A 15,198-nucleotide genomic window follows, 5' to 3' on the forward strand; every position below is an offset into this window, starting at 1 on the left:
GCGACCAAAAACGAACAAAGGAGTGTGACACGGATGAATTTTCAGCAAATGATTCTAACACTACAGCAGTTCTGGGCAGACCAGCAATGTATTATTGTCCAGCCGTATGATACGGAAAAAGGAGCGGGGACGATGAACCCGATGACTTATCTGCATTCTATTGGTCCAGAGCCGTGGAATGTTGCTTATGTAGAGCCATCCCGCCGACCAGCAGACGGACGTTATGGAGAGAACCCTAACCGTCTTTACCAGCATCACCAATTTCAAGTTATCTTGAAGCCTTCACCAGACAATATCCAAGAGATTTACTTAGAGAGTCTAAGCAGATTAGGTATTGACCCTCTTAAGCATGATATCCGGTTCGTTGAGGATAACTGGGAAGCCCCAACATTAGGAGCATGGGGATTGGGTTGGGAAGTATGGCTTGATGGTATGGAAGTTACGCAATTTACGTATTTTCAGCAAGTAGGTGGCATTGATGCAAGTCCAGTTGCTGTTGAGATTACATACGGAATGGAGCGCCTAGCCTCGTATATCCAAGATAAAGAAAACGTATTTGATCTAGAGTGGGTTAATGGCATTACTTATGGAGATGTATTCCATCAGGCCGAATATGAGCATTCTAAATACTCTTTTGAAGTGTCGGATGTTCAAATGCTGCTAACATTGTTCAATATGTATGAAGAGGAAGCCAGAAGAGCTATGGAAGAACATCTGGTGTTCCCAGCTTACGATTATGTATTGAAATGTTCCCATACCTTTAATTTACTTGATGCTCGTGGTGCCATTAGTGTCACCGAGCGTACAGGATATATTATGCGTGTGCGTAACTTGGCACGCCAAGTCGCTGCTACTTATCTAGAAGAACGTGAGAAACTAGGCTTCCCGCTGTGTAAGAAAGGAGATGTTCAACTTGGCTAAGGATCTATTATTTGAAATTGGCTTAGAAGAAATACCTGCAAGATTCATTCGTGCGGCGATGGAACAGCTTGAAGATAAATGGGTCAAATGGCTTACACAATCCCGAATTTCCTATGATTCAATTCAAGCTTATGCAACGCCACGCCGTCTAGCTGTATTTGTACAAGGTGTTGGGGAGAAACAGGAAGATGTACAGGAAGAAGTAAAGGGGCCCTCCCGCAAAATAGCTCAGGATGCCACTGGAGCTTGGAGTAAGGCTGCTTTAGGTTTTGCACGTAGTCAAGGTGTAGATCCAGAACAATTTACGTTCAAAGAGTTGAACGGTGTAGAATATATATACGTTACAAAGAGCAGTATAGGTGTAGAAACGTCCAGTATACTTTCTGAGGGATTAGCTAATCTTGTATCCTCCATGACTTTTCCCAAAAATATGCGTTGGGGTAATCATGACTTTAAATTTGTTCGTCCTATTCGCTGGCTCGTAGCTCTATTTGGTTCAGATATAATCAATCTGGAGATAACTGGGGTGAAGGCTGGAAACATTACACGGGGACATCGATTCCTTGGAGGAGAAGTAGTGATTCCAGAAGCTTCTTCATACGTTGCAGTGCTTCGTGGACAGTCTGTTATTGCTGATGTTAACGAGCGTAAAGAACTTATTGTGAATCAGATCAAATCCCTTGCGGCTGAAAAGAATTGGGAAATCGCAATGAAGGAAGATTTACTAGAGGAAGTGTTGTTTCTAGTTGAGACGCCGACAGCTCTTTATGGAACCTTTGATCCAGCGTTTTTAGAAATTCCACAGGATGTACTTATTACGTCCATGAGAGAGCATCAACGGTATTTCCCAGTCTTGAATGATCAAGGTCAATTGTTGCCATTCTTTGTTACTGTCCGTAATGGTGATAGTAACTCAATCGACGTCATTGCCAAAGGGAATGAGAAGGTTCTGCGGGCGCGCTTGTCAGATGCGAAATTTTTCTATCAAGAAGATCAGAAGTTACGCATCTCGGATGCTCTATCCAAGCTAGAGAACATTGTATTCCATGAAGAGATCGGAACGATTGGTGATAAGGTTCGCAGAATCCGCCGAATTGCGGATAGTCTTGCAGCTACTTTAGAACTATCGAATGATCAGGCAGATTCGGTTAGCCGCGCGGCTGAAATTTGTAAATTTGATCTAGTTACACAAATGGTCTATGAATTTCCTGAATTGCAGGGGGTTATGGGTGAGGATTATGCTCGCAAAGCAGGGGAGAAAGAGGATGTGGCTAAAGCTGTATTCGAACATTATCAACCTCGATTTGCGGGTGAGGAAACCCCTAAATCTATCGTAGGTTCATTAGTGAGTATTGCGGATAAAATAGACACGATTATTGGATGCTTTTCCATTGGAATTATCCCGACAGGTTCACAGGACCCTTATGCACTTCGTCGTCAAGCGCAAGGGATTGTGCAGATTATGTTGGCACAACAGCTTCCAATTACATTGTCACACCTGATAAATACTACACTGGATGTACATGAGAGCTTACGTAAACTGAAGCGCCCTGCGGATGAAATTCGCAGCGATGTGTTAGAGTTTTTTGGACTACGTGTTAAGAAAATCTTATCTGAGCAGCTCCGTTATGATGTCGTGGATGCTGTGATTTCATCGGGATTTGATGACATTGTATCTGTAGTATCACGTGGAGAGTCACTGATGAATGCCGTAACTAACCAAGAAGAATTCAAAACAACAGTAGAATCCTTTAATCGTGTCAGTAACTTAGCTAGCAAAGCAGAACCGACTGTCATCAATGAAGCTTTTTTTGAAGAAGAGGGTGAGAAGGATCTTTATCAGGCTTGGAAAGCTGTTACTGAACCGTATCATATGGCAATCACTCAACGTGATGCCGCTCAAGCGTTGCAGTTATTAGGGCGAATCAGTGGAGAGATCACGAAGTTCTTTGATTCAGTTATGGTTATGGCTGAGGATGAGAGTGTTAAGAATAATCGTTTAGCTGTATTAGCCGAAATAGATAAGGATTTGAAGAAATTCGCTGACTTTACGAAGCTAGTATGGTAATTGTTTAAACGGATCACGAAGTAACACAAGAAGAATATTCAGCATCGAATCTGCGTTTAGTTCTTGAAGTCAGTTTGCTCATGTAGGTATGTGCGAGCACATGCTTACATGTCGTTTTTTTTCGAAAACGTGTAACTCAGCTATTCCTTCTTGGACTTTAACTCCGGCTCGGTGCTGATTTTCTACTTTTCACACAATATAAGGGATATTATTCCTTATATATCCTTTTTATTTTCTTTTTAAAAGGTTTGGTATCGGTTAAGAAGGATTTTAACTACATGAACGCGTATATAGTATATAAGTAAACACTCTAAGGTGAGATTAGGTGATATTCTGAGTCATCGTATTGTTGTGGACGGGGATGCATGTCCTGTTAAACAAGAAATAGGAGAAACGGCTCGCCGCTTTAACATTCCTGTTATTATGGTGTCATCGTATGATCATCTTATTCGGGAACAAGAAGGGGTTACTACTGTTCAGGTTGACCGTAGTGATCAAAGTGCTGATCTCTATATTGCCAATCATATTATGTCAGGCGATGTTGTGGTTACACAGGACTATGGGTTAGCGGCTTTAGCTTTGGCTAAAAGTTGTTATGTGATTTCTAATCGAGGACTACGCTATGGGAATGACGAGATCGAACTTATGCTCGATCGTAGACACCATCAGGCTAAAGCTCGAAGAATGGGGAAATACTCTAAAGGTCCGAAGCCTATCACAGCGGAGGATAAAAAACATTTTCAACACAATCTGACAAAACTTTTGCTACATTTGCAGGAGATTGTCCAACCATAGCGAATTATATTTACGTGCTAAAGAGATGAAGGTGGTAAGGTTGAGTGCCGTGCAAGGCAATATACCAGAAAAAATCATCGACGCTGTATTAGAGCATCATGATATCGTGGATACGGTAAGTAAATATGTTCATTTAGCGAAACAAGGAAAGTATATGAAGGGTCTTTGTCCGTTTCATTCGGAGAAAACTCCCTCATTCACCGTGACACCTGACAGACAAATTTTTTATTGTTATGGTTGCGGTAAAGGTGGAAATGCCATCAAGTTTATGATGGAAATTGAAGGATTATCTTTTCCAGAAGCTGTGAAAATTATGGCGGAGGAAAGTCATATTGCGGTACCAGAGATGCAGGGTTCTTCCACTGTATCGCATAATCCGGAGCGAGAACGTTTGATTCAAGCTTATGAATGGTCATCTAAATTTTATCATTATTTGCTTAAGAATACAGAGCATGGTAAGCCTGCAATGGAGTATTTACGATCAAGAGGATTCACTGATAAGCTCATTGATCAATTTCAGATTGGGTATGCACCGGACTCGTGGAATACTTTAGTCCAGTTTCTTACTAAACGTTCATTTGATCTTGAAGAGATGGAAAGAGGGGGCTTATTGTCAACTCGCAGTGATGGTAGTGGTTGTATTGATCGTTTTCGTGATCGCATCATGTTTCCAATTACGGATCGGAACGGAAAGATCATTGCTTTTGCTGGCAGAATACTCGGCGATGGACAGCCTAAATATTTGAACTCTCCTGAAAGTAAGCTATTTAACAAAAGTCGTACCTTGTATAATTTACATCAATCGAAGAGTGCTATTCGCAAATTGCGGCAAATCGTTCTTTTTGAAGGCTATGGTGATGTCATTTCATCTTGGGAAGCCGGAGTACTCAATGGTGTAGCGACAATGGGGACTTCATTGACAGAAAGCCATACGGCTATGATCAAGACCATGGCGGATGAAGTGCTAGTATGTTTCGATGGGGATCGTCCGGGACAAGCTGCAGCAATGAAGGTTATTCCTTTACTTGAAAGTGCTGGGTTGAGTATTAAGATATGTGTACTGAGTGATGGGCTAGACCCAGATGGATTCGTGCAAAAGTACGGCGGTGAAAGATTTATGAATCAAATAATTGATGGCGCCGTTTCAACTACGAAATTTAAACTTATATATCTCAAGAAAAACCATATACTTCTAGAAGAAGATGGGAAAATTTCGTATATGAAGGAAGTTCTTCCAATCATTGCGGCTTTGTCATCCTCGACAGAGAGGGAAGTATATTTAAGGGAGTTATCTGCAGAACACCATCTTTCTTATGAAAGTCTTAAGCAGGATTGCAACTTGATTCGGCAGTCGATGCAAAAAAACATGCATGATGGGGATAATATTGATCCAGGGTGGAATAATGGTAGGCATAAAAAAGCGAAGGCTCCGACACCTATTTTATTACCCGCTTATCATACTGCTGAGCGTAGACTTCTCTCCTTAATGCTTCAGGATACTGAAGTTGCACGTTATGTGGGAGACCACCTCGGAGATGCTTTTAACATTGATGATCATGCAGCTATTGCTGCTTATCTATATGCCTATTATGCACAGGGCAAACAACCGGATATTAGCCGTTTTATGTCATCACTTCATGACGACCAGCTGGAGAAGACACTCATTTCTATCTCCATGATGGATACACCTCGTGAATGGAATATCCAAGTACTTGATGATTGCATTCGAGAAGTTCTTAAAGTTCCACAACAACGAGCAATTGATCAGAAAAAAGAAGAGATGATGAGTGCAGAACGTTCTGGTGATTTTCTACGTGCGGCACAAATTGCAAGTGAGATTATAGCCCTAGAGAGACAGTAATTGAATGAGATGATTACATGGTTGTTTCTAGGGAGGAGGGAGTCGAATTATGGCGAATGATCAGCATACTGAAATAGAGACAGAATTAACACTTGATCAAGTAAAAGACCAATTGATTGAGCAAGGTAAAAAGAGGTCCAAGCTAAACTACAAGGATATCATTGAAAAGTTATCGCCCTTCGACCAAGACCCGGAGCAAATGGAAGAGTTCTATGAACATTTGAGCGATTTGGAGATTGAAGTTGTGAATGAGAACGATGAAGAAGTGAATACTCTTCGTCCGGATGAAGACTCTGAAGGTCGTGAAGGCGACGAGATGAGTTTCAATGATGACATATCGTTGCCTCCAGGGATCAAGATTAACGATCCTGTGCGGATGTATCTCAAAGAAATAGGTCGTGTTCAATTATTATCGGCAGATGATGAAGTTCAATTAGCGAAACGTATTGAGAATGGTGATGAAGAGGCGAAGAGACGTCTCGCTGAAGCCAATCTGCGACTCGTAGTTAGTATTGCTAAGCGGTATGTTGGCCGTGGAATGTTATTCCTTGATTTAATTCAAGAAGGTAATATGGGGCTTATCAAAGCGGTTGAGAAGTTTGACCATACGAAGGGATACAAGTTTAGTACGTATGCAACTTGGTGGATTCGTCAGGCAATTACGCGTGCGATTGCAGACCAAGCACGGACAATCAGAATTCCCGTCCATATGGTGGAAACGATTAATAAGTTGATCCGCGTATCACGTCAACTCTTGCAAGAATTAGGTCGTGAGCCTGCACCAGAGGAAATTGCTCTGGAGATGGAGCTAAGCGTAGAAAAGGTACGAGAGATTATGAAAATCGCTCAAGAACCCGTCTCACTCGAAACACCAATCGGGGAAGAAGATGATTCACATTTAGGAGACTTCATTGAGGATCAGGAAGCTTTGGCGCCTGCGGATGCTGCTGCTTACGAGCTTCTTAAGGAACAACTTGAAGATGTATTGGATACATTAACTGAACGGGAAGAGAATGTCCTTCGACTCCGTTTCGGTCTAGATGATGGACGTACAAGAACGCTGGAAGAGGTCGGAAAAGTGTTCGGAGTTACTCGTGAACGGATTCGTCAGATTGAGGCTAAGGCTCTTCGTAAATTACGCCATCCAAGCCGCAGTAAAAGGCTTAAGGATTTTCTAGAATAAATCACTAGTCGGACCTTCTGCAGCTATCTAGGCAGCAAGGTCTTTTTTCTAGGGATCAACAGAACCTAGTGACTAGACACAAGACATCTGCGCTCATACAACTGCCATCAGGATGTGATGAGAATCCGGTTAACCGGTCAGGATTGAGGATAAGAACTATGAATCAGGAAAAACGTAAAATCATATTGGATGAAATTGAACATTGGCGGGTTAGTCGCCTATTACCTGAACAATACTGTGAGTTTTTATTGAATTTATATAGTGATACACCTAAACAACCTAAGGGAAATTCCACGATCTCATCACAGAAGTTTAATGGTAAAAGTTGGTTTCTTTCTTTTGGGATTTTTTCCTTGATTTGTATTTCATGTTTTTATTTTAGCTCTTTTCCTTGGCCAATGCAAATCATAACAGCATTGATTATGGTCAGTACATGTTATACCTTTTCCGGAGTATATCGTGTACGCTTACCTTTATTAAGCCTTTGCTTAGCAGGGACTGCTAGTTTAATGATGATGGGGTTTGGTGTATGGCTAATAGCCCTTCATAACCTAAGTAGTAGGATGTGGGTCCCTATTCTTATTGGTGTCTGCGGCGTGCTGTGGGTGCTGCTAGGGCATGTGTTAAGCATTGGATTAATTTATTATTGCGGTTTAGGGTGTTGGATCTTATTGTATGCAAGATTTGGAGACATGTATCGACCCGATTCTTCCTGGCTACAATTGCAAATTCAGTGGTTACCCATCGGCGTTTTAATGATATGTATGAGTTGGCTAACTCATTATCGACAGAGGAAATTATCTCAGGTTTATTTTGCGATTGGCCTAACATTATGGCTGATGCCTGAAATCGACGCTTTATTGTTACGTCAGGTAGAGATGCAAAGTATCATGGTTTTAGGTATGATTAAAGTGGTAGTTGGTTTGGGACTGCTATTCTTTACACGAAAAAAATGGATTGCGTGGGTGGCAACATGAAATTATCAAGACGATTACAATATATAATGGAACAACTTCCACACGGAAGCAGATTTGCTGATATCGGTTCCGATCATGCGTTGTTGCCTGTAGCTGCTATAAAGAGTGGTAGGGTTATTCAAGCGATTGCAGGTGAAGTTAATTTAGGTCCTCTAGATGCTGCGTCTAAACAAGTGTTAGCTGCCGGACTTAAAGATCAAATATCGGTTAGACTTGGTGATGGATTAGAGGTTATATCTGCTGGAGAAGTGGATGTTATAACGATAGCGGGTATGGGCGGAAGCCTAATCTCTAGTATCCTGAACAGCGGACAGGATAAGCTACAAGGTGTCAAGATGTTAGTCCTTCAACCCAATGTGGGTGAGGATATATTGCGGCGATGGTTGTTAGACAATCATTGGGTATTAACATCGGAGCATATTATGGAGGAAGATCGTAAGATTTATGAAGTATTGACAGCTGTTCCAGTGTCTGAAGGAGATTATGATCAATCCAACCAGGATCTATATCGAGAATATAGGTTACATAATGCCACTACATCGGAACAAGAAGTCGCGGTTACTAAGGGCATTTTACTTCGGATGGGACCTTGGCTAATTAAGAATCCTAACCCTATTTTTGTGACAAAGTGGATGTCAGAGATACTTAAATTGGAGCGTATATTAGAATCCATTAATACATCTAATTTACCATCATCAGAGGAAAAGTCTAAAGAGGTGTCGGAGGAAATCCAGCAGATCAAGGGGGTGCTTGCATGTTTGCAAAAGGACAGACTGTAATTCAACTCATGGAGCAGCTTGCTCCTAAACATTTGGCTGTACCTGATGACAAAATTGGTCTTCAACTAGGTAGCTTGCAAAAGGAAATACACAATGTCTTGATCGCATTAGATATAAATGATGAAGTGGTCGAAGAAGCCATCAAACTTGAAGTCGATCTAATCATAGCACATCATGCGATTATATTTCGTCCGCTTAAGCAGTTGCAGACAGATACACCTATGGGTAAGATATATGAAAAGCTAATCAAACACGATATTTCCGTCTATATTAGTCATACAAATCTTGATATAACGGAAGGTGGTATGAACGATTGGATGGCGGAGGCTCTGGGTATTGAGCAGGGTGTACCTCTCGATGAAGTGCATATAGAACAGCTATCTAAACTCGTCGTTTTCGTTCCTAAGAGCCATCACGAGCAAGTACTGGAAGCCATTCTAGGGGCTGGAGCTGGTTGCATTGGTAACTATAGCGATTGTAGCTTTAGTAACGAAGGATACGGAACCTTTAAGCCTCAGGTGGGGACTGATCCTTATCTAGGCACAGTAGGGAAACTTGAAACAGCTGAAGAAATAAGAATTGAAACGATTGTACCTCAAAGTATCCGAAGTAAAGTAGTACAAGCTATGCTGAAAGCTCATCCTTATGAGGAAGTTGCATATGATCTATATTCTTTGGATATTAAAGGTAGGATCTTTGGTTTGGGTAGAGTGGGGAAGTTAAAAGATGCGATGTCGCTAGCTGAATTTGTAGATGTGGTCAAAAAAAATCTGCAAGTCGATCATGTGCGTGTCGTTGGCGATTTGAATCGTTTGGTGCGAAAGGCTGCAGTACTTGGAGGATCAGGAAGTCGATATGTCTCTCCCGCTATATTTCGTGGTGCAGATGTGCTGGTAACGGGAGATATCGATTATCATACAGCACAGGACGCATTGATGGCGGGAATTGCCCTCATTGATCCCGGTCATAATGCCGAGAAAATTATGAAATCAAAAGTGGCTGAATGGATGGAACATAAGCTGCAGGAAAAGAAGTATGATACGAAGATACATGTATCCGAAATCAATACAGAAACATTCCAATTTATGTAATAACGGCTTTCGGGGTTGTATAGTTATTAAAATTAATGTAGAATATGTAATGTTGTCCCGAAAGTTTAACAGACAATCGCTGGTGGCGTTTAAGGCGCCACGAGAGGAAAGTCCGGGCTCCATAGGGCAGGGTGCTGGATAACGTCCAGTCAGCGCGAGTTGAAGGATAGTGCCACAGAAATGGACCGCCGATGGCCGCTTTTAAGCGTGCACAGGCAAGGATGGAACCGAGGTGTAAGAGACCCCGAGGAACGCTGGTGACTTCGTTCCTGGTAAACCCCACTTGGAGCAAGACCTAATGGAACGCATGCTTTCTCTTCCGAGAGAATACATCCTTAGCCCGAGGCGCGTTCAGGTTGGTCGCTGGAGCCACTCAGTAATGTTTGGCCTAGATAGATGATTGTCGCTTGGAGTGGGAGGGTAGTTCCCGTATATACCACGAATAGCACAGAACCCGGCTTACGGTAAACTTTCACAACTATATAACTACCAATGTAATGGCAGTGTCTTACGGTTAATAGCCGAAAGAGCACGGTCATTTTTTTATTTATTAAATATAAGCAGCAAAGTATAAGTGTTCTCTATACTTTGCTGCTTATATTTTTCGAGACGTTTACCGTCTCTACATAGACGGCAAATCGTTGCCTCTAGGAAGCCTATTTTAGACCAATATATATAAATGCAGGACAATCGTACAAACGAAATGGGTTAATATTTAATAATCTATATCAAAATCATGAGAGGAGCTACTTCATATGAGCGATAATTGTTTCCAATGTCCACCAGCAGATCCCATCATATGTGACCCAATTGTTGTTGTGGAAGATTATTATTACCCACAAATTGTCCCCATTGTTCATACCGTTAAAGTAATTAAAAGACATCATTGTGTTCCTGTGCCAAAGCATATTTATAATTGTGTTACTGAGGAGCAAGAGCTAAACGTCTCTGGACGCACGGGGAAAAAGCCTGATGCGAGAGTATCTCAATCCAAGAAGAAAAACAAAAAAAGGTAACCAACAAAGCACAAAAACAATCCGTCTCATCGGGAGAGAACGGATTGTTTTTTTTGAAGTACTCTAATTAATGAGCTACCTGTTTCTTACGTATAACGGACTGTAGCTGGCTTTGTACATGCTGAGGCCAGAATTGTAAGGAGGCTTCCCCATTCCCCGCAGCTTGAAGTGCTTTATAAATATCAATTTGTCCATAACCATAATACTTATCGTGACCACTAGTTCCTAAATCCACTACGCTATTACGCATAAGGTCCATGACTTCGACATTCGTCAGTTTAGGATTTCGTGAACGGATCAGACCTGCAAGCGCAGCGACGTGTGGAGTGGCCATAGAGGTTCCAGATAGGGAAGCATATTGCTTACCCATATAGGTGCTGGCGATACTCTCTCCAGGTGCAACCACATCCACATAATCTCCATAATTAGAGAATGAGGCTCGCTGCATGTTAGCATCCGTAGCGGATACCGAGAATACTTCCGGGTAAGCAGCAGGATAGCCTGGGCGCTCTGTATTGTCATTCCCCGTTGCAGCAATCAATACGATGTCTCTGTCATAAGCATATTTAACAGCATCATGTAGAAATTCTGAATCAGCGTAGTTGCCAAGGCTCATATTAATGACTTTGGCTCCATGGTCTGCCGCCCATATAATACCTTCAGATACAGAATAGGTGGTACCTGCACCTGAATTATCCAGAGCTTTCACAGGCATCACTTTATTGAACCAGCTAATCCCCGCTACCCCTTCATTATTATTGACGGACGCTGCGATAATGCCCGTAACATGTGTTCCGTGACCCACATCATCTTCAGGAGGACTTGCGGGATCAATGACATTATACCCTGGTGCTAGGACTCCCTGTAAATCAGGATGATCCGCTTCAACACCTGTATCCACTACAGCAATAATGACATCTTCACTACCTTTAGAGATATCCCATCCTTTTCCTGTCTCAATAGCAGGAAGATTCCATTGATATTTGCTGTACAGAAGGTCGTTTGGAATGTTTGAAGAAGTATTCGGGTTCTGTTTATCCAGAACATCATTGGTTAAGTAGAGATAATGGGGCTCAACATATTTAGGTTTATACTTACTCATGAAATAAGCTTGAAGCTTACGGTAATCCATATCAGAGGAGTGAAAAACATAAGCGTAACCCATTTTGCGGACCCATGTACTTCTGATTGCTGTTGAGATTTTGACCAACTCTTTGTCTGATATAGGTTCGCGAAAGTGGACTACAATTTCATTTTCGTAATAATGGCTTGCTTTTTCGTTGTCATGTCCTGTTTTAACTTTAATATCACGTAATGTATCTGTATGAACAGATTCAACGCGATAGTTCCCCTCTTTTGGGTATGGAATTAAACGTAAATTTTTATCCTGATGTTTTTTAACTTCATCTAGAATTCTTTGATTCATTACAACAACGACGCCTGCTGTTCCTTTTGACGAGGGTTTGGCAATTACAAAGTATTGCTGTCCTTTCTCTTCAAAAGAGGGCGACTCATAAGATTGTCGGTAGCTAATCTTATTTTTAGCGATATTTAGGTAATTGTTCAATTTCGCCTGTTTGTTAGTTATTAAGTTCATATTTTTAGTTGTATAAGGGTATTGTTTATGATGGGTGAAATCGTACCAGGTAATGCTTAATATATGATCATGTGATTTCAGTAGTTGCTCTACATGGCTAGTTATTTGCTTGGGATTAGCATTGTCTAATTTGTTTACTAGTGTGGATATATGCCTCTGGGCATCTGTTCGGGACAATAAATCGGTAGAGGTAATATCCTTTTGTCGTATTTGTAATTTCACCTTCTGTTCTTGCTGTGGCTTTAGAGCTTCTGGCTTGGAGATCGTGTTGGAATCTAAATTAGGAAATACAAATATTAAGGTTAAGATAGCTAAACTAGCTATAATACCTAATAAAGTCATTGACCGACGGGACATCTCAACACCTCCTAATATGTAAGTAAAGTTAATCATAGGGTTAGAAATTTCCGTAGCTTTTATACTTGGAGATTTAAGGGAAAAGGGGACCTATTCTAACTCCGTTTACAGACATAAAAAGGATACCGTTCTATCGTGATATATGATAGGATAATACAAGGAAATTGTTGGTCAAAGTAAGTATGAACTTCATCTTTGACCGTCTTGATGAAGGTACAATAAGGGGGAGCTAACAATTATGTCAGCAGCCAGTATTCAAAAATTGTGTGAAACTACGAGAGAAAAATTAATGTCTTCAATTGCATCTCTGGAAATTTTCTTGAATGAAAATGCATTACCCGAACTGACAATTGATCAACAAGATGAAGAATCAATTCTTTTTTACAAGGGTTTTCTATCTGAACTTCGTCACTTACTTGTCTTTTCCGAAGTCTCCTATGAAAAATTAGGTATAGTTCTTCGCCGTGCCAATTTTGATATTGAATTTGCGGAAAAAGCTTTATATAACGTATATCATCATTGCGTTAACAATTTCTTCTACCCTAAAAATGAAAGCTATTCAGAAGATGGGCGTTATGCTTATACTGGACAAGAAGCTATTCGTTTCCGAATGAAGCCAGTTCCGGCAGCTCGTGATCTTATTATGAATATCACGAAAGTGTATGAAGAACTTAGGGACGACCTTGTATATTACGAAAGTGATTATTTGACGGAGCGTCGGATGCAAGTCAAAAGTTGAGTCTTACAGTAACGATAACGATATATTCTTGATTCATATTACGGTTGATTTATTCCTTAGTGGATAAATCAACCGTTTTTTATGTTGTTATCATCTTTTTGACATCAACTAACAGTTGGGTGGTCGAATAGTCATTTACTGTAGAGGAGACAATGTAGAAGAGGTGATAATAATGACTAATGAGCCCAGAACATACGTTAAGTGTAGTGTGAGTAACTGTAACTATTGGGGTGAACAAAATGTATGCCGTGAGGATCAGATCATGATTGAAATCGACAGCCATGCCAACATCAATCTAAAGGAAGAGTATGGGGGAGAACATTTTGTTGATCACAAAGATCAAGCCAAAAGTTCATCAGCAACTTGTTGTCTGACGTTTAAACCGAAGTCGTCTTAAGACGTTATTTCTAATACAAAGAGGGGGGCTTTCGTATGGGCGAACATAAAAAGGATCATAAAGTAAAACAGGATGAAAGTTTACAGAATGAGAATATTCTACACAAAAAAGAAAAAAACAGAGTGGATTATCCTCGGCTCGATCATAATCACGAAGAGGAATATGCAGCTGAGGTAGCCCCGATACCTATCCGTGGTGGACGCGAACAACGTTCTGATGTAACAGTGGATGATGATGTAAATGGTAAAACAGGAACAGGAACGATGGCAGGATATATCGGATTAGCGCTGGGAATTGCGTCATTATTCATGTGGTCTATAGTTTTGGGGCCTATTGCAGCGGTAACGGGTTTCTATGCTTATTCCCAAGGAAGTAAAACAACTGGAGCATGGTCCATGGGCTTGGGTATTCTCGCAACGATAAGCTATTTTGTTCTTATTCCATTTGCAAGATAAATGAATGTAATGATCTCAATTACGAATAACCCCTAAATCCTCTTAGATTGGAGGCCAGGGGGTTATTCGTTTTTTTGAATTTTTAATTACAGAAGGTAGCATATGGCACTTTCCCATGATAAAATGAATAAATCAGATTATGTTGAAGATGGGAGATCCACATGCAAATCGACCCCGTGTCTACAAAGCAATATATAGATCAACAAGAAATAGCTAATATCCGTAATAAAGAAGAGTTACTACAAGAGCTTCTTAACGCAGGTGGAGGTTCTGATTTTGACGGTCTGTTACAACAGATTATGACGATGGAACAATTAAATGTACAGTCCGCCGATACTATATTAACGAAACAACCAGGAGTATCTTGGAGTGATGGGCTGTTATGGCAACAACTTGGCGATATTGGGGAGGACAAGTCTTCCGTGCAAGCCGTTGTTTCTACTAAAGGTTCAACATCATCATCGCCGACAGCTTATAATGACTTGATTCATCAGGCTAGTCTTAAATATGGCGTTCCAGAGGATTTGATTAAGGCAGTTATTGATACGGAGTCCTCATTCAATCCACAGGTTGTTTCTTCGGCAGGAGCCAAAGGGCTTATGCAGTTAATGGATGGAACGGCTGAGGGACTAGGAGTAAGTAATTCATTTGATCCTGCAGAGAATATTGATGCAGGGACCCGTTACCTTGCCTATCAGCTGAATCGATTTAATGGACAAGAAAATATGGCATTAGCTGCTTACAATGCAGGTCCTGGAAGAGTGCAGCGATTAGGCTTATCTACTGATGCGGAACTGATGAACAATCTTAACTTGCTTCCACAGGAGACTAGAAATTATATTACTAAAGTACAGAATGCTCGTTCTAAATACGAAGTGTAAGCAGACAATTATATAGCGTTAAACAAGGGATCACACTGGGGATGCATATAGCATATGAACAACTTAGCATTTTTGAATCCT

14 protein-coding genes and 1 other RNA gene are annotated in these 15,198 nt (G+C 41.0%); 14 read left to right on the forward strand and 1 reads right to left on the reverse strand.

Annotation, left to right across the window (positions count from 1 at the left end):
• Positions 1–33 precede the first annotated feature (33 nt).
• From glyQ to J2T13_RS02890, 10 genes are all read left to right on the forward strand, one after another.
• A complete protein-coding gene (gene glyQ, locus J2T13_RS02845) occupies positions 34–921 on the forward strand; it encodes a glycine--tRNA ligase subunit alpha (protein ID WP_429368132.1) in 888 nt (295 codons plus the stop codon).
• The gene (gene glyS, locus J2T13_RS02850; RefSeq protein ID WP_429368134.1) at positions 914–2,989 is read left to right on the forward strand and encodes a glycine--tRNA ligase subunit beta; all 2,076 of its coding nucleotides are present in this window, start codon (positions 914–916) and stop codon (positions 2,987–2,989) included. Before glyQ ends, glyS begins: the two co-directional genes overlap by 8 nt.
• A 315-nt stretch (positions 2,990–3,304) precedes the next feature.
• A complete protein-coding gene (locus J2T13_RS02855; RefSeq protein ID WP_429368136.1) occupies positions 3,305–3,784 on the forward strand; it encodes a YaiI/YqxD family protein in 480 nt (159 codons plus the stop codon).
• 25 nt (positions 3,785–3,809) lie between these two features.
• The gene (gene dnaG, locus J2T13_RS02860; RefSeq protein ID WP_429368138.1) at positions 3,810–5,645 is read left to right on the forward strand and encodes a DNA primase; all 1,836 of its coding nucleotides are present in this window, start codon (positions 3,810–3,812) and stop codon (positions 5,643–5,645) included.
• Between the two features lie 49 nt (positions 5,646–5,694).
• Entirely contained in the window at positions 5,695–6,828 is a 1,134-nt protein-coding gene (rpoD, locus tag J2T13_RS02865; RefSeq protein WP_429368140.1) for an RNA polymerase sigma factor RpoD, read from the forward strand.
• A gap of 158 nt (positions 6,829–6,986) precedes the next feature.
• A complete protein-coding gene (locus J2T13_RS02870; RefSeq protein WP_429368142.1) occupies positions 6,987–7,805 on the forward strand; it encodes a hypothetical protein in 819 nt (272 codons plus the stop codon).
• Positions 7,802–8,584: a tRNA (adenine(22)-N(1))-methyltransferase gene (locus J2T13_RS02875; protein ID WP_429368144.1), complete on the forward strand. Its 783-nt coding sequence runs from the start codon at positions 7,802–7,804 to the stop codon at positions 8,582–8,584. The genes J2T13_RS02870 and J2T13_RS02875 overlap by 4 nt, the downstream gene beginning before the upstream one ends.
• Positions 8,560–9,675: a Nif3-like dinuclear metal center hexameric protein gene (locus J2T13_RS02880; RefSeq protein ID WP_429368146.1), complete on the forward strand. Its 1,116-nt coding sequence runs from the start codon at positions 8,560–8,562 to the stop codon at positions 9,673–9,675. The genes J2T13_RS02875 and J2T13_RS02880 overlap by 25 nt, the downstream gene beginning before the upstream one ends.
• 60 nt (positions 9,676–9,735) lie before the next feature.
• Positions 9,736–10,152: RNase P RNA component class A (gene rnpB, locus J2T13_RS02885), an RNA gene on the forward strand.
• Between the two features lie 278 nt (positions 10,153–10,430).
• Positions 10,431–10,691 carry a hypothetical protein gene (locus J2T13_RS02890; protein ID WP_429368148.1) on the forward strand — a complete coding sequence of 87 codons (261 nt, stop codon included), beginning with the start codon at positions 10,431–10,433 and terminating at the stop codon, positions 10,689–10,691.
• A 67-nt stretch (positions 10,692–10,758) separates the two neighbouring features.
• Here J2T13_RS02890 and J2T13_RS02895 read toward each other — a convergent pair whose 3' ends face one another.
• On the reverse strand, positions 10,759–12,645 hold the full coding sequence (locus J2T13_RS02895; protein WP_429368150.1) for a S8 family peptidase: 1,887 nt from the start codon (positions 12,643–12,645) through the stop codon (positions 10,759–10,761).
• Between the two features lie 238 nt (positions 12,646–12,883).
• Here J2T13_RS02895 and J2T13_RS02900 point away from each other — a divergent pair, with 238 nt between their 5' ends.
• The 4 genes from J2T13_RS02900 (at position 12,884) to J2T13_RS02915 (ending at position 15,117) form a co-directional block, all read left to right on the forward strand.
• The gene (locus J2T13_RS02900; protein WP_429368152.1) at positions 12,884–13,384 is read left to right on the forward strand and encodes a YpuI family protein; all 501 of its coding nucleotides are present in this window, start codon (positions 12,884–12,886) and stop codon (positions 13,382–13,384) included.
• Positions 13,385–13,556: 172 nt separating this feature from the next.
• Entirely contained in the window at positions 13,557–13,781 is a 225-nt protein-coding gene (locus J2T13_RS02905) for a DUF1540 domain-containing protein (RefSeq protein ID WP_429368154.1), read from the forward strand.
• A 35-nt stretch (positions 13,782–13,816) separates the two neighbouring features.
• Complete coding sequence (locus J2T13_RS02910) at positions 13,817–14,236, forward strand: hypothetical protein (RefSeq protein WP_429368156.1); 420 nt, start codon at positions 13,817–13,819, stop codon at positions 14,234–14,236.
• A 161-nt stretch (positions 14,237–14,397) separates the two neighbouring features.
• Positions 14,398–15,117, forward strand: a complete 720-nt coding sequence (locus J2T13_RS02915) for a lytic transglycosylase domain-containing protein (protein ID WP_429368157.1) — start codon at positions 14,398–14,400, stop codon at positions 15,115–15,117.
• Positions 15,118–15,198 lie beyond the last annotated feature (81 nt).

Origin of the sequence: Paenibacillus sp. DS2015, assembly GCF_050433705.1 — a bacterium.
Taxonomy (GTDB): Bacteria; Bacillota; Bacilli; order Paenibacillales; family Paenibacillaceae; genus Paenibacillus_AQ.